The 23105-nt window shown below is 56.8% G+C and carries 26 protein-coding genes; 12 read left to right on the top strand and 14 right to left on the bottom strand.

All coding sequences use genetic code 11. The annotated features are described in order from the left end of the window. From ACR0JX_RS17310 to parC, 3 genes are all read right to left on the bottom strand, one after another. Window positions 1-183: GTP-binding protein (locus ACR0JX_RS17310; RefSeq protein WP_480545024.1), on the bottom strand; the 183-nt coding region annotated here is incomplete at its 3' end. Between the two features lie 115 nt (window positions 184-298). Next, complete coding sequence (locus tag ACR0JX_RS17305) at window positions 299-889, bottom strand: hypothetical protein (protein ID WP_480502129.1); 591 nt, start codon at window positions 887-889, stop codon at window positions 299-301. Between the two features lie 98 nt (window positions 890-987). Further along, complete coding sequence (gene parC, locus ACR0JX_RS17300; protein WP_480545023.1) at window positions 988-3336, bottom strand: DNA topoisomerase IV subunit A; 2349 nt, start codon at window positions 3334-3336, stop codon at window positions 988-990. Between the two features lie 205 nt (window positions 3337-3541). Between parC and ACR0JX_RS17295 the strand changes: the two genes are divergently transcribed. The 6 genes from ACR0JX_RS17295 to ACR0JX_RS17270 all read left to right on the top strand — a co-directional run bounded on the left by ACR0JX_RS17295 (window position 3542) and on the right by ACR0JX_RS17270 (window position 7834). Then, window positions 3542-4189: an SH3 domain-containing protein gene (locus tag ACR0JX_RS17295; protein ID WP_480545022.1), complete on the top strand. Its 648-nt coding sequence runs from the start codon at window positions 3542-3544 to the stop codon at window positions 4187-4189. Between the two features lie 69 nt (window positions 4190-4258). Then, window positions 4259-5086, top strand: a complete 828-nt coding sequence (locus ACR0JX_RS17290; RefSeq protein WP_480502135.1) for an SDR family NAD(P)-dependent oxidoreductase — start codon at window positions 4259-4261, stop codon at window positions 5084-5086. Window positions 5087-5168: 82 nt separating this feature from the next. Continuing rightward, a complete protein-coding gene (locus ACR0JX_RS17285; protein WP_170531301.1) occupies window positions 5169-5372 on the top strand; it encodes a twin transmembrane helix small protein in 204 nt (67 codons plus the stop codon). After that, window positions 5373-5945, top strand: a complete 573-nt coding sequence (locus ACR0JX_RS17280; protein WP_480545021.1) for a cob(I)yrinic acid a,c-diamide adenosyltransferase — start codon at window positions 5373-5375, stop codon at window positions 5943-5945. 201 nt (window positions 5946-6146) lie between these two features. Beyond that, window positions 6147-6905: an electron transfer flavoprotein subunit beta/FixA family protein gene (locus tag ACR0JX_RS17275; protein WP_480545020.1), complete on the top strand. Its 759-nt coding sequence runs from the start codon at window positions 6147-6149 to the stop codon at window positions 6903-6905. Next, window positions 6905-7834, top strand: coding sequence for an electron transfer flavoprotein subunit alpha/FixB family protein (locus ACR0JX_RS17270; protein ID WP_480545019.1), 930 nt, complete (start codon window positions 6905-6907; stop codon window positions 7832-7834). The genes ACR0JX_RS17275 and ACR0JX_RS17270 overlap by 1 nt, the downstream gene beginning before the upstream one ends. Window positions 7835-7890: 56 nt before the next feature. Here ACR0JX_RS17270 and ACR0JX_RS17265 read toward each other — a convergent pair whose 3' ends face one another. Further along, window positions 7891-8703, bottom strand: coding sequence for a DUF6473 family protein (locus tag ACR0JX_RS17265; protein ID WP_480545018.1), 813 nt, complete (start codon window positions 8701-8703; stop codon window positions 7891-7893). A 163-nt stretch (window positions 8704-8866) separates the two neighbouring features. Here ACR0JX_RS17265 and ACR0JX_RS17260 point away from each other — a divergent pair, with 163 nt between their 5' ends. Then, on the top strand, window positions 8867-9742 hold the full coding sequence (locus ACR0JX_RS17260) for a 3-hydroxybutyryl-CoA dehydrogenase (protein ID WP_480545017.1): 876 nt from the start codon (window positions 8867-8869) through the stop codon (window positions 9740-9742). A 72-nt stretch (window positions 9743-9814) separates the two neighbouring features. Here the strand turns inward: ACR0JX_RS17260 and ACR0JX_RS17255 are convergent, their stop codons facing one another. From ACR0JX_RS17255 to ACR0JX_RS17220, 8 genes are read right to left on the bottom strand one after another with little or no spacing between them, the layout of a single operon-like run. Then, window positions 9815-10714, bottom strand: a complete 900-nt coding sequence (locus ACR0JX_RS17255) for a lysophospholipid acyltransferase family protein (protein WP_353013402.1) — start codon at window positions 10712-10714, stop codon at window positions 9815-9817. A gap of 39 nt (window positions 10715-10753) precedes the next feature. Beyond that, on the bottom strand, window positions 10754-11023 hold the full coding sequence (locus ACR0JX_RS17250; RefSeq protein WP_170531313.1) for an HPr family phosphocarrier protein: 270 nt from the start codon (window positions 11021-11023) through the stop codon (window positions 10754-10756). Window positions 11024-11039: 16 nt separating this feature from the next. Beyond that, window positions 11040-11432 (bottom strand): PTS sugar transporter subunit IIA, encoded by a 393-nt coding sequence (locus ACR0JX_RS17245; RefSeq protein ID WP_170531314.1) that lies wholly within the window; start codon window positions 11430-11432, stop codon window positions 11040-11042. Then, window positions 11429-12310 carry an RNase adapter RapZ gene (gene rapZ / locus ACR0JX_RS17240; RefSeq protein WP_480545016.1) on the bottom strand — a complete coding sequence of 294 codons (882 nt, stop codon included), beginning with the start codon at window positions 12308-12310 and terminating at the stop codon, window positions 11429-11431. The genes ACR0JX_RS17245 and rapZ overlap by 4 nt, the downstream gene beginning before the upstream one ends. Beyond that, entirely contained in the window at window positions 12307-12777 is a 471-nt protein-coding gene (locus ACR0JX_RS17235; RefSeq protein WP_480545015.1) for an HPr kinase/phosphorylase, read from the bottom strand. The genes rapZ and ACR0JX_RS17235 overlap by 4 nt, the downstream gene beginning before the upstream one ends. Window positions 12778-12781: 4 nt before the next feature. Continuing rightward, a complete protein-coding gene (locus tag ACR0JX_RS17230; RefSeq protein ID WP_480545014.1) occupies window positions 12782-14500 on the bottom strand; it encodes an ATP-binding protein in 1719 nt (572 codons plus the stop codon). 32 nt (window positions 14501-14532) lie between these two features. Continuing rightward, on the bottom strand, window positions 14533-15237 hold the full coding sequence (locus ACR0JX_RS17225) for a response regulator (RefSeq protein ID WP_170531319.1): 705 nt from the start codon (window positions 15235-15237) through the stop codon (window positions 14533-14535). Window positions 15238-15258: 21 nt separating this feature from the next. Continuing rightward, on the bottom strand, window positions 15259-15582 hold the full coding sequence (locus ACR0JX_RS17220) for a hypothetical protein (protein WP_480545013.1): 324 nt from the start codon (window positions 15580-15582) through the stop codon (window positions 15259-15261). Window positions 15583-15584: 2 nt separating this feature from the next. On the opposite strand from ACR0JX_RS17220, the gene ACR0JX_RS17215 reads away from it, so the two are divergent. The 3 genes from ACR0JX_RS17215 (at window position 15585) to ACR0JX_RS17205 (ending at window position 18407) form a co-directional block, all read left to right on the top strand. Beyond that, window positions 15585-17183, top strand: coding sequence for a phosphoenolpyruvate carboxykinase (locus ACR0JX_RS17215; protein ID WP_480545012.1), 1599 nt, complete (start codon window positions 15585-15587; stop codon window positions 17181-17183). 357 nt (window positions 17184-17540) lie between these two features. Then, on the top strand, window positions 17541-17831 hold the full coding sequence (locus tag ACR0JX_RS17210; protein WP_480545011.1) for a hypothetical protein: 291 nt from the start codon (window positions 17541-17543) through the stop codon (window positions 17829-17831). A gap of 111 nt (window positions 17832-17942) precedes the next feature. Beyond that, window positions 17943-18407, top strand: a complete 465-nt coding sequence (locus ACR0JX_RS17205; RefSeq protein WP_480545010.1) for a hypothetical protein — start codon at window positions 17943-17945, stop codon at window positions 18405-18407. A 4-nt stretch (window positions 18408-18411) separates the two neighbouring features. Here the strand turns inward: ACR0JX_RS17205 and ACR0JX_RS17200 are convergent, their stop codons facing one another. Further along, a complete protein-coding gene (locus ACR0JX_RS17200; protein WP_480545009.1) occupies window positions 18412-19176 on the bottom strand; it encodes a sulfite exporter TauE/SafE family protein in 765 nt (254 codons plus the stop codon). A gap of 144 nt (window positions 19177-19320) precedes the next feature. On the opposite strand from ACR0JX_RS17200, the gene ACR0JX_RS17195 reads away from it, so the two are divergent. Continuing rightward, window positions 19321-21012: an acyl-CoA dehydrogenase family protein gene (locus tag ACR0JX_RS17195; protein WP_480545008.1), complete on the top strand. Its 1692-nt coding sequence runs from the start codon at window positions 19321-19323 to the stop codon at window positions 21010-21012. Window positions 21013-21209: 197 nt separating this feature from the next. Continuing rightward, a complete protein-coding gene (locus tag ACR0JX_RS17190; protein WP_480545007.1) occupies window positions 21210-21761 on the top strand; it encodes a hypothetical protein in 552 nt (183 codons plus the stop codon). Between the two features lie 2 nt (window positions 21762-21763). Here ACR0JX_RS17190 and ACR0JX_RS17185 read toward each other — a convergent pair whose 3' ends face one another. Next, the gene (locus ACR0JX_RS17185) at window positions 21764-22996 is read right to left on the bottom strand and encodes a hypothetical protein (protein WP_480545006.1); all 1233 of its coding nucleotides are present in this window, start codon (window positions 22994-22996) and stop codon (window positions 21764-21766) included. Window positions 22997-23105: the final 109 nt, after the last annotated feature.

Here is a 23105-nt window from a genome sequence, read left to right as displayed (position 1 = left end):
GGCGGTCGAGATGGTGATGCCGCGCGCTTTCTCTTCCGGCGCACCGTCAATCTGGTCATACGCTTTGAAGTCACCGAAATACTTGGTGATTGCTGCGGTCAGCGTGGTCTTGCCGTGGTCAACGTGGCCAATCGTGCCGATGTTGACGTGCGGTTTTGTACGCTCAAACTTTTCCTTTGCCATTCCTCAGGCGCCCTTTTGCATTTTGGGGGACCCTTGGTCCCGTGGTTACATCTGCGCGCGCGAGATATTTGGTTCAGGGGGGAAAATCAAGCACATCCTTGGGGAAAAGCCGAGCTCAGGCCGGATTTTGCACCAGTTCGGTAGAATCGAGCGGTTGGATCAGGTCTGGTCGCTTGTCGAACCAGCCATTGTCATTGTGCTCTTCGGCCAGCCATTCTTCGACGCGGTCAGCAACTTTGAGGGCCAAACCACTCATTTGCTCTTCTTTGGTTCGGGTGCGCCCCGAACCGGCAAAGGCGCTTTCCCCAGTCGTATCTTCCAGCACTTGGAACTGTTTGGCCTTGGCCAGAAACTCTTTCTTTTTCACGTCATAAACGTTTACCAAAACAATCGCGGTGCTTTTGGGATTATAGATAACGGGAACTCCGGGAGGAGCCAGCATATAGCCTTCGAGGCTGATGCCGATGTCATATTCCTGCGCGCCTTGGTAGCGCCCCAGACGGATATCAACCGCGTTCTGGATCGCGTCTTCCCATTCTTTTGGGGTTGCATCGCGCGAAACCGGACCCTGTTTCGCTTTTTCGGCAAACGCGTAGTTTACACGTAGCTTGAATTCACCCAGTGACTCGGGTTCTTCGTAAACCTGTGTCTGCGTGCAGGCGCCCATCAGGGCCAATCCGGTGATCAGTGTCAGAATGCGCAACATGTCTCGTCTCGATAGGCCCGTTTTTCTTTTGATTTAGCGCACCAACACAGGCCATGCCAAGTCGCATCAGCAGAATTTCACCCGCGCAAGCCCTTTGATCACGAGAATTTATAGTCGCGTGGGAAACCATAGGGGGGCTTTTTCCCAACACTGGCGCGTTTGGCCAGCCACTGAGACATATCCGCCTCGTGCCGTGTCTTATCGCCACCCATCGACCATTTGAGGCCTTCCTCCCAGTTGAAGGTGGTGATGTCAGACAGGCCGCCATCCAGTTCCAGCGTCCCCTGCCGCCCGCGCGCCATATTGTATTTCTGCAGACGCACACCTTTGCCGCGTGTCATCTCGGGCAGGTCTTCGGTCGGGAAGACTAGGAACTTACCGTTCTGAGATACGACCGCCACATGGTCGCCTGCGACCGGCTTACAGATCATCGCCGTTTCGTCATCCTTGACGTTGAGCACCTGTTTACCGTTTCGGGTCTGGGCCAGCACGTCATCCTCGGGCACCATGAATCCGTTGCCTGCGTCGGAGGCCACCAGCAGCTTTCGACCCGGTTTGTGGATCAGGATGTCGATGATCTGAGCCTCGTTCGGCAGGTCGACCATCAAACGCAGCGGTTCGCCCATGCCACGCCCGCCCGGCAGGTTGGCGGCGCTGACCGTGTAAAACCGCCCGTTTGACGCAAACACCAGCAGCCGATCGGTGGTCTCTGCGTGGAAGATGAACCGGGGGCCGTCGCCGTCTTTGAACTTCAATTCGCGTGCCAGATCGATATGTCCGGTCATTGCGCGAATCCAGCCCATCTGAGAGCAAACAACCGTGATCGGTTCCTTGTCGATCATCGCCTCAAGCGGCACTTCCTCGACCTGCCCTGCCTCGGCAAACTGCGTCCGGCGCGCGCCACCTTCATAGTCTTTGCCGAAGGTCTTCTTGGTCTCTTTCAACTGCTCGGCAATCTTGGCCCATTGCAAGGCGGGATCGGCCAGCAGGTCTTCGAGATTGGCGCGTTCCAGCATCAGGTCGTCGCGTTCGCGGACCAGTTCCATCTCTTCCAGGCGGCGCAAGCTGCGCAGCCGCATGTTGAGGATCGCGTCAACCTGAACCTCGGACAGTTCGCCCTCGCCCGGTTTGGGTGAGACATAGTCGGATTCGTCGGTCGCGCGAACATGGTCTTTGCCCCAGTCCTCGCGCATCAGCGCGGCCTTGGGGTCGTTGTCGTATCGAATGATGTCGATCACACGGTCGAGGTTGAGGAAGGCGACGATAAAGCCCTCCAATACCTCCAACCGGTGGTCGATCTTCGCCATGCGGTGGCGCGAGCGGCGGATCAGGACCTCTTGCCGGTGATCGAGGAAGGCGCGCAACACTTCCTTCATCGAACAGACCTTGGGCGTCACCCCGTCGATCAGCACGTTCATGTTCAGGCTGAACCGCACCTCAAGGTCCGAGTTGCGATAGAGCATCCCCATCAGCACCTCGGGGTCCACGTTTTTGGAACGCGGCTCGAGGATCAGACGGATGTCGTCGGCGGATTCGTCGCGCACATCGGCGAGGATTGGGATTTTCTTGGTCTGAATCAGCTCAGCGATCTTTTCGATCAGCTTGGATTTCTGAACCTGATAGGGAATCTCGGTGACCACGATCTGCCATTGGCCGCGGCCCAGATCCTCGACCTCGAATTTACAGCGCAGCCGGAAAGATCCGCGCCCGGTGCGATAGGCTTGCGCGATATTCTCGGGCGGCTCGACAATCACGCCGCCAGTCGGGAAATCCGGGCCGGGCACATAGTTCAACAGCGTATCGTCACGCGCATCCGGCGTTTTAATCAGGTGCAGGCAAGCATCGCAGAGTTCCGAGATATTATGCGGCGGGATATTCGTCGCCATCCCCACCGCGATACCGCTGGCACCGTTGGCCAGCAGGTTGGGGAACTGCGCTGGCAGCACGACCGGCTCGGTCAGCGTGCCATCGTAGTTGTCGCGGAAATCAACGGCGTCTTCGTTCAGACCCTCAAGCAGCGCCTCGGCCACGATGGTCATCCGCGCCTCGGTGTATCGCGAGGCCGCTGGGTTATCACCGTCGATATTGCCGAAATTCCCCTGTCCGTCGACCAGCGGGTAGCGGACGTTGAAGTCCTGCGCCAGACGCGCCATCGCGTCATAGATCGCAGCGTCCCCATGCGGGTGATAGTTCCCCATCACGTCGCCGGAAATCTTGGCCGACTTCCTAAAACCTCCGGTTGCACTGAGTCGCAGCTCTCTCATCGCATAGAGGATTCGCCGGTGAACCGGCTTCAGCCCGTCCCGTGCATCCGGCAGGGCGCGGTGCATGATGGTGGACAGCGCATAGGTCAGATAGCGCTCACCAATTGCGCGGCGCAGCGGTTCGGCTACCTCGCCCCCACCTTCAGGGGCCTCCATATTGGGGTCGTCGATCGTGTCATTCATAGATGATGTGATACGACGCAAGCGCGGCTGGGTAAAGCAAGCATGGTCCATTTTGCTGGGGACAAGTCGTGCTTTTTGCAACAGGGGGAGGCAAGCCTGTGTTTTCCCCCGATTTTCGACTCAGCCATCAAAATATGGTACCATTCCGACAATAAATGAATGCTGCCTTTTTGTTGTTGTAACGATTGATTTTGGGGGATGCGCCATGACGCGCCTTATTCTTATTACATTTGCCGCACTCGGCTGGACCTTTTACGTGATGAGCGGAGGTCCGGATTTTGAACCACGCGGCCTGCGCGCGGATAATCCGCAACGTATGGCCGAAGCTTTCAAGCCCGCCTCTAAGCCCGTGGCCTCAGCCGCGGTGGAAGAGCTTGTGACACAGGTCAGCTTTGAACCGACCCCCTCGGATCGTCCTGCACAAACGCTTGAGCCGCTTGCAGAGCCTGAGCCAGCCCTGACCGAAGAAGAAACCAAGGCCATGCTTGCACAGGTGGCCGCTGGCCTGCAGGCGAACCCCTCTTTGTTCGAAGATCAAACGGTGTCGCTTGCGCTGGCATCGCTTGAAGACGGTGTTGCCTCACTTCGACAGGTGGTCACAGACGCCGATCCCGAGATAGTAGGCGTGCCCGCTTTGCCCGAACCAGAAAAGGACATCCGCGAGATTTCAGGCACGCGCGTGAACATGCGCGATGGACCCGGTACGATCTATCCGATCATCGGCAAAGCCCGGATCGGCCAGCAGGTCGAAGTTCTGAGCGACTCGGGCACCGGCTGGTTGCGCCTGCGCGTGTTGCCCGGGCAACAGGTCGGATGGATTTCAACATCGCTTGTCCGAAAAACATCAAACTGATTGTTTAGCGTCATTGTCCTGCCCCAATGCTGATCGTAGCTATTGAGCACATTCTGGTGCGGGACACTCATGCAAAAATCGATTCTCATCACAGGTTGTTCTTCGGGTATCGGGCTTGATGCGGCACACGGTATGCGAGCACAAGGATGGCGGGTGTTTGCCTCGTGCCGACAGCAGCGTGATTGTGATCGGTTGCGCGCCCAAGGCTTTGAAAGCCCGCGAATCGACTATGCGGATGCAGACAGTATCAAGGCCGGGTTGACCGAGGTTTTACAGGCCACCGGCGGCACGTTGGACGCCTTATTCAACAACGGCGCCCATGGCCTGCCCGGCGCGGTCGAAGATGTACCCACAGACGGGTTGCGTCACATCTTCGAAGCCAATTTCTTTGGTTGGCACGAACTGACGCGGCAGGTCATTCCTGTCATGCGAGACCAAGGGCATGGGCGAATTGTTCAATGTTCTTCTGTACTTGGTCTGGTGGCATTCCCATGGCGGGGGGCATATGTGGCGACGAAATACGCCATCGAAGGGCTCAGCGACACGATGCGTCTTGAATTGAAGGACACAAACATCCGCGTGATCCTCATCGAACCAGGCCCGATCACGTCAAAACTGCGTGAAAAGGCCATCCCGTTATTCGAACGGTTCATTGATTGGGAAAACTCGGCCCTACGAGCGAAATACGAAAACTCACTGCTGAAGCGATTGTATGAAAGCTCGGGGCCCGACAAGTTTGAACTGCCTGCTTCGGCGGTCACGGCCAAGCTGGTCCATGCGGTCGAAGCGCGCAGACCCAAAGCCCGCTACTATGTCACCACGCCGACCTATATCGCCGGCTATCTGCGCCGGATATTGCCCACAAGGGCGATTGACCGCATTCTGTCCGACATCTGAGACGAAATTACCGGTTCGCTTTTTCGGGTATCGGAGCTAGATCAGTCCAAACGAAACAAAAAAACGCAGACGGTGAACCCTTATGGACCTTCTAATGGTCGTTTTGCTTCTGGCCATGGCGTCAGTGGTGGTCGTATTGGCGATCGGCATTTCCAACTTCGGCAAAGGCGGCATGGCGGCCGCGAAGAAAAGCAACAAGATGATGCGGCTGCGCATCCTGTTTCAGTTCATTGCCGTATTGCTGATCCTGCTCTACGTCTACCTCAAAGGACAGGGGGCATCTTAAATGGTTGTACTAAACAAAATCTACACACGAACCGGAGATGACGGGAAAACCGCCCTCGGCAATGGTGAGCGGGTTGCCAAATACTCTGGCCGGGTGGCCGCTTATGGCACCGTGGATGAATTGAACTCCTTCGTGGGCGTGGCACGCACAGAGGCCGGTGGTGAAACCGACGCGGCCCTCGCCCGCATTCAGAATGATCTGTTCGATCTGGGGGCCGATTTCTGCCGCCCCGACATGGAAAAAGATGCCGAGGCAGACTATCCGCCACTGCGCATCGCCCCTGCCCAGATCGATCGTCTTGAGGCCGAGATTGATGCGATGAACGCCGACCTTGAACCGTTGCGCAGTTTCATCCTGCCGGGTGGATCCCGTCTGGCGGCCCATCTGCACGTCTGCCGCACCGTGTCCCGTCGGGCCGAACGCCTTGCCGTTGAGCTGACAAATATGGAACCGGTGAACGAGGTCGCCGTCAAATACCTCAACCGTCTCAGCGACTGGTTTTTTGTGGCGGCACGCTGCGCCAACAACGACGGCAAAGACGACGTCTTGTGGATTCCGGGCGCGAACCGCTGACTTGCGCGCCTGCAAACCAACTGCTTCTATCCGCAACAAAGTTTCGCGCCGTGGCGTCAAAAAATTCAAAACGCGACGTCCCAAGCTTATGACGTGACGATTTTGCCCTGTTGTCGCAAGACATGAGACGTTATTCAGTCGTCCGAGAGCATTGGTGGAGTCGCATTGCGGCTTGCCGTTTTTGTGAGGAGAAAGCGCAAAATGAAGGTACTCGTGCCTGTCAAGCGCGTGATTGACTATAATGTGAAGGTCCGCGTCAAAGCGGACGGTAGCGGTGTTGATCTCGCCAATGTCAAAATGTCGATGAACCCGTTCGACGAGATCGCCGTGGAAGAGGCGATCCGCCTGAAAGAAGCAGGCAAGGCTGACGAAGTCGTCGCCGTTTCGATCGGCGTCAAGCAGGCGCAGGAAACCCTGCGCACCGCGCTGGCCATGGGTGCCGACCGCGCCATTCTGGTTGTGGCCGCAGATGATGTGCACACCGATATCGAGCCTCTGGCGGTTGCCAAGATCCTGGCCAAAGTGGTCGAGGAAGAGCAGCCCGGTCTGGTTCTGGCGGGCAAGCAGGCGATCGACAACGACATGAACGCCACCGGTCAGATGCTGTCGGCCCTGCTGGGCTGGAGCCAAGGCACCTTTGCGTCGGAAGTGGACATCGAAGGCGACAGCGCCAAGATCACCCGTGAGGTTGACGGTGGTCTGCAGACCATCAACGTCAAGATGCCGACCATCGTAACCGTTGACCTGCGCCTGAACGAGCCGCGCTATGCGTCGCTGCCCAACATCATGAAGGCGAAGAAAAAGCCGCTGGATGAGAAAACTGCCGCCGATTACGGTGTCGACGTCACCCCGCGTCTGGAAATCGTCAAAACCGAAGAGCCGCCGGCACGTGCCGCTGGTATCGTCGTAGGCTCGGTCGACGAGCTGGTCGAGAAACTCAAAGAAGCGGGGGCTGTATAATGGCTGTTCTTCTTCTGGCAGAAGTCAACAATGGTGAGCTGTCGATGGACGCTACCGCCAAGGCCGTCAACGCGGCGAAAGCGCTGGGTGACGTGACCGTTCTGGCCGCTGGCGGGTCTGCCGCCGCTGCTGGTGAGGCCGCCGCCAAGATCGACGGCGTGTCCAAGGTTCTGGTCGCCGAAGACGACTCGCTGGGTCACCGCCTGGCGGAATCGACCGCGGCTCTGATCGTGTCGCTGGCCGATGGCTATGAGCACATCGTTGCCCCTGCGACCACCGACGCCAAAAACGTCATGCCGCGCGTGGCAGCCCTTTTGGACGTGATGGTGATCTCGGATGCGTCGGGCGTGGTTGACGGCTCGACCTTCGAACGACCCATCTATGCGGGCAACGCGATCCAGACCGTCAAGTCGAACGACGCTAAGAAAGTCGTCACTCTGCGGACTGCAAGCTTCGACGCAGCAGGCGAAGGCGGCTCAGCCTCGGTTGAGACCATTTCGGTTCCGGGTTCTGAAGGTCTGTCCTCGTGGGTTGAAGACAAGGTTGCAGCAAGCGATCGCCCTGAACTGACGTCGGCTGGCGTTGTTGTCTCGGGCGGCCGTGGTGTCGGCTCGGAAGAAGACTTCAAATTGATCGAAACCCTGGCCGACAAGCTGGGCGCTGCTGTTGGCGCATCCCGCGCCGCCGTGGACTCGGGCTATGCTCCGAACGACTGGCAGGTGGGTCAGACCGGTAAGGTTGTTGCCCCCGATCTGTATGTAGCTGTCGGCATCTCGGGCGCGATCCAGCACCTTGCTGGTATGAAAGACTCGAAGGTCATCGTTGCGATCAACAAGGACGAAGAAGCGCCGATCTTCCAGGTCGCCGACTTCGGACTGGTCGCCGACCTGTTCCAGGCCGTGCCGGAACTGACCGAGAAACTCGGCTGATCTGACAGACCAGGTTTTTGCTGAAGCCTGTCGAAAGGCCCGCCAACAGGCGGGCCTTAGTCGTTCAGATCTCTGAGGTTAGGCAAGATAGCATCCGCAATGGCACGATGCGCGGCGGGGCCGATCATGTGTTCGGCCATTGGCTGCTGCAACGTGCCAAACAGCACATCCTCAAGCATCTCAGACGCACCTGATACGGCAACCTCGGCTTTGGCCACTTTCGCAGCAAACTGTCTGAGTTGACCCAGCATCGCATCGCTGATCTGTATCAGGGTATCCTCGACAAGCTGCACCCGACTCACCGTGAGGTGCAGCAGAAGAACCGGATTTTCGATGTTTAGCAGCAAGGTTTTCATCGCCTTCACCCAGCCTTCTTGCAGCTCCTGGGCGACCATCTCAAAGCGGGCATCCTGATTGGCCTGAAGCCGGGTCAGCAAATGGCGCACAAAATTGATCTCGGCAAAGTCAATCTCGGGATACAATGCCAGAAGGTCGGGCGTAGGAGCAAGGAAGCGGTCGTTGCGGCGAGGGTGCACGCGATAGAATCGATTCGATTGACCATGAACCTCTGGCAGTTGCAGAATACACATCTGGCTGCCATTGATCAGCTCCAGCAAACCGTCGTCGCCAAGAATGGCATCAACACCTGAAAACAGGCTGCCCAGGTTGACGCATGTCTGTCGCAACTTGTCTTGAAGAACAGCAGGATACGGGTGCTCGACAAATCGCCCAAAGGTTTCATCCATGCCGACACAAGCCACATAGGGACCATCCAGCGCATTGGCAGGCCCGCGAAACCACAGTTTCGACCCAGAATACTGACATAGTTCGCCCCCGGCCACGCCGGAGCCTGCCTGATGATAGCTCATCTCACTCACCCATTTTTCACCCAACTGCCATCTTGACGCCCCAGATGTTGAGATTTTCCTAATATGCGCATTTGAAGCGAATTGCGGCCATACCTGCCCCTTGCCGCCCGCCCCGAACTGCCGATACTGTCGCCCATAACGCGCAGGGCAAAGGCAGCAGAACATGGATGTAAAATCGGTCGGAGTTATTGGCGCAGGTCAGATGGGCAACGGTATCGCTCATGTGCTGGCCTTGGCGGATTATGATGTTCTGCTGAACGACGTCAGCCAGGAGGCGCTTGACCGGGCGATCAATACGATCCAAGGCAATCTCGCGCGTCAAGCCTCGCGCGGGAAGATCAGCGACGAGGTAATGCAGGCTGCGTTGCAGCGGATCACAACAACGCTGGAACTGCCACGACTGGGCCAGACTGATCTGGTCATTGAGGCCGCAACCGAGCGCGAGACGATCAAACAGGCGATTTTCGAAGACCTGCAACCGCATCTTCTGCCACATACGATTCTCACGTCGAACACCTCGTCGATCTCAATCACACGACTGGCCAGCCGGACAGATCGGCCAGAGCGGTTCATGGGATTTCACTTCATGAATCCGGTTCCCGTGATGCAACTGGTCGAATTGATCAGAGGCATCGCGACCGATGAGCCAACCTATGCTGCGTGTAAAGCAGTGGTGGACCGTCTGGGCAAAACCGCCGCGAGTGCCGAAGATTTCCCAGCCTTCATCGTGAACCGCATCCTGATGCCGATGATCAATGAAGCCGTGTACACGCTTTATGAAGGCGTAGGGAACGTTCAGTCCATCGATCAATCCATGAAGCTTGGCGCAAACCATCCGATGGGGCCATTGGAACTGGCGGATTTCATTGGGCTGGATACCTGCTTAGCGATCATGAATGTGCTGCATGACGGATTGGCGGATACAAAATACCGCCCCTGCCCGTTGCTAACCAAATATGTTGAAGCCGGATGGTTGGGTCGCAAAACGGATCGTGGCTTTTATGACTATCGCGGTGAGGTTCCCGTGCCCACGCGCTGAGGGGGCCAGCCCCCTCGCCCGGATGGTATCCGGGCTCACCCCCGGGATATTTCTGGCCAGATGAAGAGTAGATCAGGACCTGTCTGATGTGCCCAAGGACATGGTGCGATCTCTGAGCCACGCCATGAACCCGCGCGGATCACGTTCCAGAAGCTGCATATCCTCGTCAGAGATCGGCTCTCCGATGACCGGAGATTGCGGTTTATTGCAAGAGCGGACGATCTCATGCAGCAACAATCCCTGGCGTAGGATCGGCGACAGTTTATTGGCAATCTGATAGGCACGTGAGTTACGACCCGGGAAATAGATCGGAACAACCGTTGCGCCCGAGCGGCGGATCATTTTGGCGGTGAAAACGTTCCACTCGCGTTCAATCGCCGGACCGAACCAATCGTCTGAGGACATCACCACCCCAGAGGGGAACAGCGCGACAACGCCACCATCCTTGAGGTGATCCATCGCCTTACTGCGCATTTCCAGCATTTTTGCCTGCGCTTCGGGGTCATGTGGGAAGGGCACCGGGATCATGAACGACGTGGCGGCCTCATCCAGACCGGTTAGAACCGAACGTGTCAGGATGCGGTAATCACTGCGGACGCGCCCGATCAATTCTGCAAAGATCATACCATCCACCATGCCATGCGGGTGATTGGCAACAACGACAACAGGGCCGGTTTTTGGAATACGCGCGATCTGTTCTTCGGGCGTTGTAAGGGTAATGCCCATGGTCTTGAGCGCGCCGCTCCAGAACCGTTGGCCACGATACAGCTCGTTCTTCTTTTCGAACTTGTTGACCATCCTCAGAATGGTCAGCTTGCCGGTGCACCATTCGATGGCGCGAATAGCGGTTGCGGTCCAGGCATCGTCGAACGAGTTCGCATAGGTGAGCGTTCTACGATCGTAAATCTCGCCCTGATCCTCGGCCCCGTTTACAATCGGGCCTGTCTTGGTCTCGTGCGTTGTTTCCGCCAATTCCTGGTCTTCCCGTAGTTCCTGTTCCGGTGGGGCGGCTTAGAACCCTTCTCCGAACTTGTCATTCACAAGCGCTTCCAAGGCTTCTGCCAATGCCTCAGCATCCGGTCCCGAGGTCTGAACGTCAATAGTCGTTCCGCGTGAGGCTGCCAACATCAAAAGACCCATGATGCTGTCGCCGGAGGCAGAAAGGCCATCCTTGGAGACTTCAGCATTGGCATCAAACCCCTCGACAACCTCGACCAGTTTGGCGGAGGCACGGGCATGAAGGCCTTTTTCGTTAATGATTTTCAAGCTTCGGTTGGTCATTTCAATCTGTCCGGTCTTAGTCCAATGTCACATTTTGCGCATTGATGTATTTCCGTCCAGCCTCCATCGCCTGACGTACTGCGTCGGCAACCGGCAGGTGGCGGCTTTTGGCCAATTTGATCAGCATGGGTAGGTTCGCGCCATAGAGGATCCGGCGATCCTGGGGCGCGCAGGCTTTGAGGCTGAGATTCGAGGGGCTACCGCCGAACAAATCGGTGACGATGACAACGCCGTCACCCAGATCAACCTCGTTCGCTGCACGGCAGATTTCGGCTTGTTTCTCTTCGCGGTCATGATCGGCTTCGATCGCGATCGCTGCCAAACCAGGTTGCGCCCCCACCACATGCTGCATAGCGGCCAGATATTCCTGAGCCAAGCCGCCATGCGCTACGATTACAATCCCGATCAATCCGGCCTCACATTCAACGCGCGTCGTTCCATTTCGCGGTGTCTAATTGCCACCTGCTGGCCCTGTTCTGCAAGGGCCTTTGCAACCGCTTCAGCCATTGCCACCGATCTGTGTTGCCCGCCGGTGCAGCCAAACGCTACCGACAGGTGCGCCTTACCCTCGGCGCGAAACGCCGGCAGCAGCAAATTTAGCAGATCGGTGGTCCGGTCAAAAAACGACGCATAGTTCATATCCGATTGGACATAGTGCGCGACATCCGGGTTTCGACCATCTGCCGACCGCAATTCGGGTCGCCAATAGGGGTTTGCCAGAAACCGGCAGTCGAAGACCATATCCAATCCACGCGGCAAACCGCGCTTGTAGGAGAACGATTCAATCGAAACCGCCAGATGTCGACCGTCTTTGGGGGCGAACCAGCGCTCAACCTCTTCGCGCAACTGGTGCACGTTTAGGCCGCTGGTATCGATCAGAGTATCAGCGATCTCTCGAATGGGCGCCAACAGCTCTTTTTCACGACGAACGCCGGTTTCTGGGCCTGCATCCTGAGCAACTGGATGGCGCCTGCGGGTTTCGGAAAAGCGCCTCAGCAACACATCATCGCTGCAATCCAGATAGAGAACTGTCAAATCCACCTGGGGCATGCGGCCCAGCTTCTCGGCTAGTTCGATAAAACCGATGGTCGAAAAATCCCGGTTGCGCGCGTCGATACCAAGAGCCATGGGTCGGTCAGCTTCTGCTCCGTCCATTAAACGCGCCAGAAGCCCCATGGGCAGGTTATCGATAGCCTCAAAGCCCAAGTCTTCCAGCACATGGATCGCTGTCGAGCGACCTGCACCCGACGGCCCTGTGACCAGAACGGTTCGCTTTTGCGGTGTCATGTGTTCGGCCATTCCGGGTCTACGCGTCCGAATCTAAGAAGTTGCAGCAGGGCTGGTGCCAAATTGGGCACAGCAGCGCCCCGAAGCAAGGGCACGGTGCCCCTAAGCAGCGGGATCGTGATCGGATCAGGCAGGCGCGCTGTCTCTTGCTGGTCCAGATCCACTACGAAATGCAGCGCAACAGACGGCGTATTCTGTGCCCCCAGCAAACCGATTCCGCGGGCTTCGATCAAACCGGCAATCTCGGGCACGGGTGAGGCCATGATGCAATCTCGTGCCATCCCAAGATCGACCTGATCATCTCCCACCAACTGCGCGCCCAGCGCCATCATTTGCAAAGCTAAAGAGGATTTACCCGAACCTGAGGCCCCTACGATCAATAGCCCCCTATCAGCGACAGTGACACAGCTGGCATGAACGCGGGCGCTGTCCCGGTCTGCCGCATCTTTCAGGGATGGGATTTTCATTGGATCAGACAGGCAGCCCGACGACAAAACGCGCGCCTAGCGGGTCCGAGGTGACATCCGCCTCGGTCGGGCGGATGTTTTCAGCCCAGATCACGCCGCCATGTGCCTCGACAATCTGCTTTGAGATCGCAAGACCAAGGCCGGAATTGTTACCAAAATGCTCGACCGGACGCTGCGAGTAGAACCGTTTGAAGATCTTTGTCAGGGCCTGCTCCGGGATCCCGGGGCCAGTATCTTCGACTACAACCAACACTCGATTGTCGCGCTGGCGCACCCAGACGCGGATGGCGTCGCTTTCCTCGCAGAACGAAATCGCGTTGGTTATGAGGTTAACGAACACCTGTGCCAAGCGCGCCTCTAGCCCGTTCACGACAATCGGATCGGCAGGCAGATCAGTGATATAATCGATACCCTGCGCACGGGCGTCCTCACCCAAAAACTGCCCGATATTGCCAAGCAGTTTAAGCAGATCGAAAGGCTGTTCTTCCTCTTTGACCAGTTCCGCATCCAGACGCGACGCGTTCGAGATGTCGCTGACCAAACGATCCAGCCGCTTCACGTCATGTTCAATCACACCCAGAAGCTTCTCGCGCTGATCATCGCGTTTGACCATACGCAGGGTTCCGACGGCGGATTGCAGGCTGGCAAGCGGATTCTTGATTTCATGCGCGACATCGGCAGCGAATTGTTCATTCGCATCAATCCGATTGTACAGCGCAGTCACCATACCCCGCAGCGCGCGGCTCAACCTGCCAATTTCATCCGGTCGGGCGCTGAGGTCCGGAATGCGAATGCGCCCCGGATTGACACCTGTGCCCCTGTCCTTCCCCATTTCGGCCGCCGAGGCGAGATCTGCCAGCGGGTTGGCAATAGTCGAGGCCAGAACCAGGCTAAGGCCGATCGAGACAAGCAGCGCAACAACAAACATCTGAAGGATACGTTCCTGCTCACGCCTTGCAAGCGCATCGATCTCACCCGCAGGACCGGACATTGCCACGGCACCTGCTGGAACGCCTTCATACAGGATCGGAGCGGCGGCCACGATCACCGTATCTCCGGCATCATCCTGCACAGCCTGAACCTGACTCTGGCCCATCAACGCTTGCGGAATAATAGCCTGCACCTGTTGTGCCAATGTCGGAGCCTCGGTGCCCGAAGACCAGTTGAAAATGCGCGACAATCCCGTCCAGACCGCATTCAAGGCGTCACTGATGACGGTGCCGCCTGTCCGCATCTCGGTGTCCGGCCGCAAAAGTACAGGAAGCTCCGATGCTTGCGGCGCGCCCCGTGTCCAGCCGATCAGCGTACCGCTGGCATCGTAAACAAAAACCTCGCCCCCTTCAGGCAGGCTGAGACCAGCCAGCGTGTCCTTAACGTCAAGTTGGCTTGTATCCTGCGACGATTGCACAACACCCTGTCGCAACTGTGTTTCGAACACATTGCTGACCAGCTGCGCATCGCCCATTAAGTTGCGTGCGGTCTGCTGTACCTGCTCGGACCGCGAGTCATCCAGATAGAGTAGCCCCGTGACCAAGATCACGAGAGCAATCAGGTTGAAGGTGATGATCTTGCGGGCCAAAGGTGACCCGCGCAAAGAAAACAGGTTCCTGCGGGACCGCTTTTCTCGTAACTCCGCAGACTCGGGGTCCTGGGGGATAACCCAGTCATCCCCGAGAACGACATCACCGTCGCGCGTTTCATTGGCTTGTTCGGTGTCGCGCACGGGACCCCATTACCCCTTGTAGATGGCCGCGCCTATTCTTCGTTGTATCTGTACCCGATACCATAAAGCGTTTCGATTGCCGAAAACTCAGAATCTGCCGCACGCATTTTCTTGCGCAGACGCTTGATATGGCTGTCGATGGTGCGGTCATCAACATAAACCTGATCATCATAAGCCACATCCATTAACTGATCCCGGCTTTTGACAAAGCCCGGACGCTGTGCAAGTGCCTGCAACAACAGGAATTCGGTCACTGTCAACGAGACATCGGTGCCTTTCCAACTGACCGCGTGGCGCAACGGATCCATCCGCAATTCTCCGCGTTCCATGACCTTGGTGTCGCCGGTTGCGGCAACAGTTGCATCACCGCTGGTGGCTTCTTGCCGACGCAGCAGCGCACGAATGCGCTCAACCAACAGACGCTGAGAGAATGGCTTTTTGACATAGTCATCAGCCCCCATACGCAGGCCCAGAACCTCATCAATTTCGTCATCTTTCGAGGTCAGAAAGATCACCGGCATTTGCGTCTTCTGGCGCAGCCGCTGCAACAGGTCCATCCCGTCCATACGCGGCATTTTGATATCCAGAACGGCCATATCCGGCAGTTTCTTGTTGAACGCGTCCAGCGCGGCCTGTCCATCATTGTAGGTTTCAACCTCGAAACCTTCGGCTTCGAGCGTCATGGATACGGACGTCAGAATGTTTCTATCGTCATCCACCAGTGCAATCTTTGACATCGGGCTTACCCCTATTCCTGCTCACATACGCAATAATACGCTTTTTTGTAAGGTATTGTTGGCGTTTTTGCTGATCCGAATCAATCCGTAACCCTGAATCGTGCCATTGTTGCGGCAGCTATGCGGCAAAAATGCCTTGCTGCCCGCAAAATGCTGCCCAGTTTTCCGACAGGAAATATTTGGTGGCGCTAAACCTGAACTTGGTTGCGCTAACTGCGCCAAACCGTCCTGTTCACGCCCCAAAGGACCATGATAAGACCCGCTCATCGGCCGGTTTTCCCCGGCAAACTGCCCCAATGGTGCACCCGGCCAAACACGCCGCAGCGCCGCCACAGGAGAAGACACGCATGACATCTGGACGGGTTAACCCGCAATTCCGCCTCGAAAATCAGGGGATCGAGGGCCTGGGCAATGTCTATTATAACTTCATGGAACCGGCGCTAATCGAAGAGGCGCTGAAGCGTGGCGAAGGCACGCTGGGCAACGGCGGTGCCTTTTTGGTCACCACCGGTAAGTTCACCGGCCGCTCGCCCAAGGACAAGCACGTCGTCAAGACCGACAGCGTCGCCGACAGCATCTGGTGGGAAAACAACGCCGCGATGAGCCCGGAGGGGTTCGATACGCTCTATGAAGATATGCTCGAGCATATGAAGGGCCGCGACTATTTCGTACAGGACCTCGTAGGCGGAGCTGATCCTACCTATTCAATCAATGTGCGCATGGTCACCGAGCTGGCCTGGCACAACCTGTTTATCCGCCATCTGCTGCGCCGTCCTGATCGTGAGGATCTGGACGAATTCATCGCGGATTTCACCGTCATCAACTGCCCCAGCTTCATGGCCGACCCAAGCAAGCACAACTGCCGCAGCGAGACAGTGATTGCGTTGAACTTTGACCGCAAGCTGATCCTGATCGGCGGCACGGAGTACGCAGGTGAGAACAAAAAGTCCGTCTTCACCCTGTTGAACTACATGCTGCCGGAAAAAGGCGTAATGCCGATGCATTGCTCAGCCAACCACGCCGTGGGCAACCCAGTCGACACGGCGGTTTTCTTTGGCCTTTCGGGCACAGGTAAGACCACGCTGTCGGCGGACCCAGCACGCGTGCTGATCGGCGATGACGAACATGGCTGGTCGGATCGCGGCACCTTCAACTTCGAAGGTGGCTGCTACGCCAAGACGATCAACCTGAATGCCGAGGCCGAGCCCGAGATCTACGCGACAACCAGCAAGTTCGGCACAGTCATCGAGAACATGGTCTTCGACCCCGAAACCAAGGAATTGGATTTCGATGATGACTCGCTGACCGCGAACATGCGCTGTGCCTACCCGCTCGAGTATATCTCGAACGCGTCCAGTAGCGCTCTGGGCGGTCACCCGAAGAACATCATCATGCTGACTTGCGATGCGTTTGGCGTCCTGCCTCCGATCGCGCGTCTGACACCGGCGCAGGCGATGTATCACTTCCTGTCTGGCTTCACCTCAAAGGTTGCAGGTACCGAGCGTGGCGTGACCGAGCCGCAGCCGACCTTCTCGACCTGCTTTGGCGCACCCTTCATGCCGCGTCGACCCGAGGCCTATGGCAACCTGCTGCGTGACAAGATCGCCCAGCACGGCGCCACCTGTTGGCTGGTCAACACAGGTTGGACTGGCGGCGCTTATGGTGTGGGCAGCCGGATGCCGATCAAGGCGACCCGCGCGCTGCTGACAGCTGCGCTCGAAGGGTCTCTGGCTGACGCCGAATTCCGCAAGGATGCCAATTTCGGCTTTGACGTACCCGTTTCAGTGCCCGGCGTTCCCGAAGTTCTGCTGGACCCGCGCCGTACGTGGGACGATCAGGCAGCCTTTGACAAGCAAGCCGAGAAATTGGTGCAGATGTTTGCCGAGAATTTTGAGCAATACATCCCCTTCATCGACGACGACATAAAATCGGTCGCAATCGGCTAAACAGACAGGGGCGCTTGCGCCCCTTCTTTTTTGCGTCATCAATATGGCGCTTTGACCTTCAATAGTTACGCGACGGCACCATTCTCCACAATTTTATTGTTTTGACACTCAGATTGAGATAGGCACTCTGCCCATTACTAAGACCTCCGATGCAACTGCGCCGGAACCAAAACAGAAAGCACCACAGGGTTTCTCGCGCCTGCATACTCACCTCTGCAGATCGGGCCACCCAAATAGCAGAGTAAACCACTTACACGGGGATACGTGCCAGCGCGCAACTTGTTGAACACCCAAATTCAACCGATTTCGCGCCACCAGGACTGGACAGTGTCAGGCACGAAGCAAGACAGGTAAAATATGACAGAAATTTCGAAACTGACCGAGCTGCGCAAGTTGATGCAGAGCATGGAGCGTACATTGGGGCTGGAGAATCTCTCACCGGTCGAGCGCGACATCTACTACGCGGCCGAGGAGCTGTCGAAAGCAGATCAAGAGGTTCGGACATTCGGCTTGATCGAACACACACTGGTCCAAAGAGTTTCGCGCCCGACTTTTTTTCGTGCGCTGAAATCGTTGGTTAAAAAAGGCTATTTGTCTCAAAGCGGCAATGCAAATCGAGGGCGATACATCGTTCATGCGCCCAGATAAGCTGCGCCTCTTACGCGTTGTCGGTTGATCCCGGTGCGCAGGTGGGTCACCGAAACTTTCTTTGCCTCTTTGGCTTATGTGGTCGCATCACTCCTCACCTTTGAGGTTTTGATGCCGCTACAGAACATGTTCTTTCCAGAATATCCCAGCCGGGCAAGCCTGCTGTTTCTACCGCACGGAGTGCGCGTGCTATCCGCTTGGCTGTTAGGTTGGCGGGCGATCTTTGCGCTGTTGCCGGGGGTCATTGCGGTTTTTGCAATACTGGGCGGGGTGGATCTGTTCCTGCCCAGCCGCCTGATGGCCATTGCCATCGCGGTCACAACCGTGCCGGCGGTGTTCTACCTTCTGAAATGGATGGGTTGGGATTTGTTCCCAAGAGCCGACAGAAAGCCCTGTTGGATTTGCGTCATGGGCGTTGGCGTAATCACGTCAATTCTGGTCTCTGGCCTGACCAACATGGCCTTTGGCAGCGCGACGGTTGAATATGTTGCCTATTTGATCGGCGATATCTCGGGCCTGTTTTTCCTGATGCTGGGTCTCTATTTTGTGTTTCGCTTAGCAGACAAACGGGCATAACCGGCTAGCCAAACAGACCGCGCCGCACAAGGTTCAGCCCTGCGATCAAAAGCACCAACAGAGTGATTTTCCGAAATCTGACCTGATCAATGCGCGTTTGCTGCCGCATCCCCAACCACAACCCTGCAAGGGCTGGCACGACCAATACCGCCGAGAACGGTGCAGTGTCACGATTTAGAATCCCCGATCCGATATGAGCAACCACCAAGGCAACGGCGCCCAGGCCATAGATCACTCCCTGAACCCGGAATTGCTCTTGTTTCGGTGTATTCAGGGCTGTCAGGTAAGCCACGGTCGGCGGACCCCAAACCCCCGACATCCCTCCAACAAAACCTGCGACAGCGCCTATTGCGGCCTCAACGAGGGTGGATGCTGACGTCAGTGAGACCTTAACTCCGAAGACCTGGATCAGCGCAAAGACTGTCACTGGCACACCAATCAGCAGCAAAAACGTGGCCGTGGGCACAAGCGCCACCAGCTGAGCGCCGATTAACAGAAACACCAAACCAACAGTCAGAAAAACCTTGAACCGCCGGATCGATTCATAGGCGGCCCGAACCCCTTCGCGCAGCGCCTGCACGCCGTTGGTCACCAGTGTGGGCAAGATCAACCCGGCGACTGCAAGCTCGGGCGGCAAAATCATACTGAGACCCGAGACCAGAACCATGGGCATTGCAAACCCGACCATGCCTTTTATCCAACCTGCTAGGCACGCAATTGTGGCAGCCACGGCAAGATCAAAAGGGGAGAGCATAGAAAGCAATGTCATGGCTTCTAGATATCATTGCAGAAAATCTCTGCACTGCAAAAACGAAAGCGCAATTTTTGAACTTTTTCGCAGCGTAATAAGTATTTTTGTTGCGCTGCACGTGCAGCATGATATGACCAGACCACCCAAGACAGGACGCGATTCATGGCCCATGATGGACAGGACATATCCCAGATGACCACCAATGCAACTTTGCCAGACCTTCTGAACCTGACCAGCAAAGCTGTACCCGCTGTTGAAGCTGTCTTTGAAAAGGCGCGCGTTTCAGTACGGGACAAGGTGACATCTGATGGGCGCGTCTCTGGTGCGTTGATCGAAGCCAACCAAACCGCCGCCCATGGGCTTGCATGGCTGGCCACATATCACCAATCGCTACAACAGATGCAGCGGTGGGCCGAAGCACTGGAAGCCGCAGGCAAGTTCGGTGAGATCGAACAGCTGCTGCATCAGATCGCCTTTGGTGAATACCTGCATCAGGTGGCCGGTGGCATCCCCATGAACCAGGGCGAAGTTGTGCGCCTTCAGGATCTTGGCCTTGGTTGGGATGCGTTGTCCGGGTTCCAATGCCCCGAGGTGCAGACCCTCATGTCGCAGGCCAACTCACAGGCCGCGCGGACACGTTTGGTCGAATTGATGGAGGCGCAGGCCGGTGCCGCCATGTTCGGGGCTTCGGGGCTGGATGAAGAGCTTGAGATGATCCGCGACCAGTTCCGCCGCTATGCGGTCGAAAAGGTCGAACCCAACGCCCATGACTGGCATCTGAAGGACGAGCTGATCCCGATCGAGATCATCGAAGAGCTGGCCGAAATGGGCGTGTTCGGCCTAACCATCCCCGAGGAATTTGGCGGCTTTGGTCTGTCCAAAGCATCGATGTGCGTGGTTTCAGAAGAGTTGTCGCGCGGCTATATCGGCGTCGGCTCACTGGGGACCCGGTCCGAAATTGCAGCGGAATTGATCCTGGCTGGCGGCACGGACGAACAAAAAGCCAATTGGCTGCCCAAGCTGGCCAGCGCCGAGATTTTGCCGACCGCCGTGTTTACAGAACCCAACACCGGTTCGGACCTCGGCAGCCTGCGCACCCGTGCGGTCAAGGATGAGAACGGCGATTACCAGATCACCGGTAACAAAACCTGGATCACACATGCGGCCCGCACCCATGTCATGACCCTGCTGGCCCGCACCAACCCCGACAGCACCGACCACCGTGGCCTGTCCATGTTCCTAGCCGAAAAAACCCCGGGCACAGATGAAAACCCATTCCCCACCCCCGGCATGACCGGTGGCGAGATCGAGGTTCTGGGTTATCGCGGGATGAAGGAATACGAGCTGGGCTTTGACGGCTTCCACGTGAAAGGCGAAAACCTTCTGGGCGGGGAAGAAGGCAAGGGCTTCAAACAGCTGATGGAGACGTTTGAATCCGCCCGCATCCAAACCGCCGCACGCGCCATTGGGGTAGCGCAAAGCGCATTGGATATTGCGATGCAATATGCGCAGGATCGGAAACAATTCGGTAAATCGCTGATCAACTTTCCCCGCGTCTCGGGCAAGCTGGCAATGATGGCGGTCGAGATCATGATTGCGCGGCAGCTGACCTATTTCTCGGCCTGGGAAAAGGACCATGGCCACCGCTGCGACCTTGAGGCCGGTATGGCCAAACTGCTTGGTGCCCGCGTTGCTTGGGCTGCAGCTGACAATGGTCTGCAAATTCATGGCGGCAATGGCTTTGCGCTGGAATACAAGATCAGCCGCGTTCTGTGTGACGCGCGCATTCTAAATATCTTCGAAGGGGCTGCCGAGATTCAGGCACAGGTCATCGCACGACGTCTGCTCGGGTGATCGAATAAGGCGGCCTTGTTTCCCCAACTGACCCGGTCTTTGCACCGGGTCTTTTCTTGCGCCAGTTGTTGCAACCAACGCAGTCCAATTTCCTAAACCAGTAGTGTTGGCAAACCTGCGGCCAAACTTCCCCTATGAAATCCGTCGATACCGACTTATTGCCACCAAAAGAAACTGGACAATTGCTGGCACCCGACATGACACGAATATTGGTTCTCTGGGCTATGTTGACAGCCCTGACCCTATGCGGCTGCGCGGTACCGCAGCCAACCGCAAATCAAGATGATATCGACGAACTGGCACAAGCCATTCAATCCCTCGGGCCAGAGGTTGATCCAATTGAGGCACAAACCGCCGCATCAATCTCGTACAGCTATTCTCAGCACCTCGCCCGGGATTGGAACGTAACCGACCCGGCGATCATACATAACGCCAAGGTCGCCAACGGCTTTCGGGAATACGGGCTGTGCAATGACTGGGCACAGGCCATGACGCGGCGACTGCGGCAGGAAGGGTTTCGAACACTCGAACTACACTGGGCTACATCCCCACCCACACCCTTTCGGATCATTCACCATTCCGCCCTGATCAGCGCCAAGGGCGATTCGATGTATGACGGCATAATCCTTGATCCGTGGCGCAATAGCGGCGCCTTGTTCTGGGGGCCTGTTCGGAAAGATACCCGGTACAACTGGCGCCCAAGGATGGAGGTGCGCACACAATTGCTAAACGGTGAACTTGCGTTCTGAGATCAGGACCCCGTCTCGCATTTTGAAATGGTGTCGATCACTACGGGCAGCATCCGGGCCGCCACCAGTTTCGAACCTTCCGCCGTCAGGTGCGTATAGTCGACATACAGGCTTTTGTCCTTGTGTTCAGGAGCTGCGATCTCAGCGATTTCGGTATAGGGAATATCGGCCTGATCAAACAGCTCCGGAAACTCAGCGCGCGCGCGCGTCATCACCTGCTCTCGTCCGGGCACGTACCAGTCGCGCGTAATCTGAGCGATTTCCTGATCTGCCGCGCTCAGGTTTTCGACGTTTTCGAATACCACCTCAGGCTGCAGGAAGACATGGTAGCAGAACCCGTGATAGGCACCAAAAGACTCGATCAGCTTGTAATTGCGCAAAAACCCACGACGTGCGGTCTCGGCCAGCTCGGCTGAGAAATCGCGTTCCAACGCGGTCACGTCGCCGGTCAGATTGTAGTTGGGTGCCTCATAGCGCTGATACAAACCTTGGGTGAATTTCGACGCCAGCTTGAACGTATAGGAATACTCGGCCGGGGCCCGCAAGAACGCATAGGCCGCAAAGAAAGGCTCGCGGTCGTTGAGCGCATCCACCATCCGAGCCGAGGAATAGCCATAGCTCTGGATCGGATTTGTAACCCCCACATTGTAGAAATCATTGTGACCGTCCAGAAAAACAATCAGGTCAGGCTCGTACTCATAGAGCGTCTCGTAGATATACAGCACATGCTGAAAGCTGTGATAGGCGGCAACACCGGCGTTGATCACCTCGATCTTCACGCCGGGCATTTCATCCTTCAGCTGCTCGCGGAGAGTTTGTTCAAGAAAGTAGGACACCGTTTCACTATTGGTAAGCGTCGGATGATCTGGATACACGCGCCCTTGTGATCCGATGGCATAGGCGGTGGAGCCGCCCATCAGAAAGATGCGGTAGGTGCTATTCGGCTTGGGCAGATCGACAACGGAGTCATACCGGAACCCCTGATCCGAATGAATGCGCTGCCCGCCAGTATCGAATTGACGTTGGTAGTCGGGGTTAAGTTCATGCCCTCGGATCGAGGAGTAAAGATGACGCTCGGCCTTGCCACCGAGCGCATTGTCAAACAGGTGGACAACCGCGAGGTAAGACAACAATTCAACCAGCAGGAACAAAAACACCAGATAAACCAGGACGATCACGACTTTGACGATGGGCCGCGTTCGCTTTTTGGTTTCGGTGTCGCTGACCTGTGACATGAAACAAACTCTGCTTTTGCGCTACCAGCTTAATGGGCATTGCCCTTCGGGATTAGCTGTGATGCTGACTAGGGCCCGGGTTTGGCTTGGCTCCACTATGTCGATTTGT

Source organism: Ruegeria sp. AH7, assembly GCF_056541325.1.
Note: the sequence above shows the minus strand (reverse complement) of the source record. Positions and strands in the feature narration are given on the sequence as shown.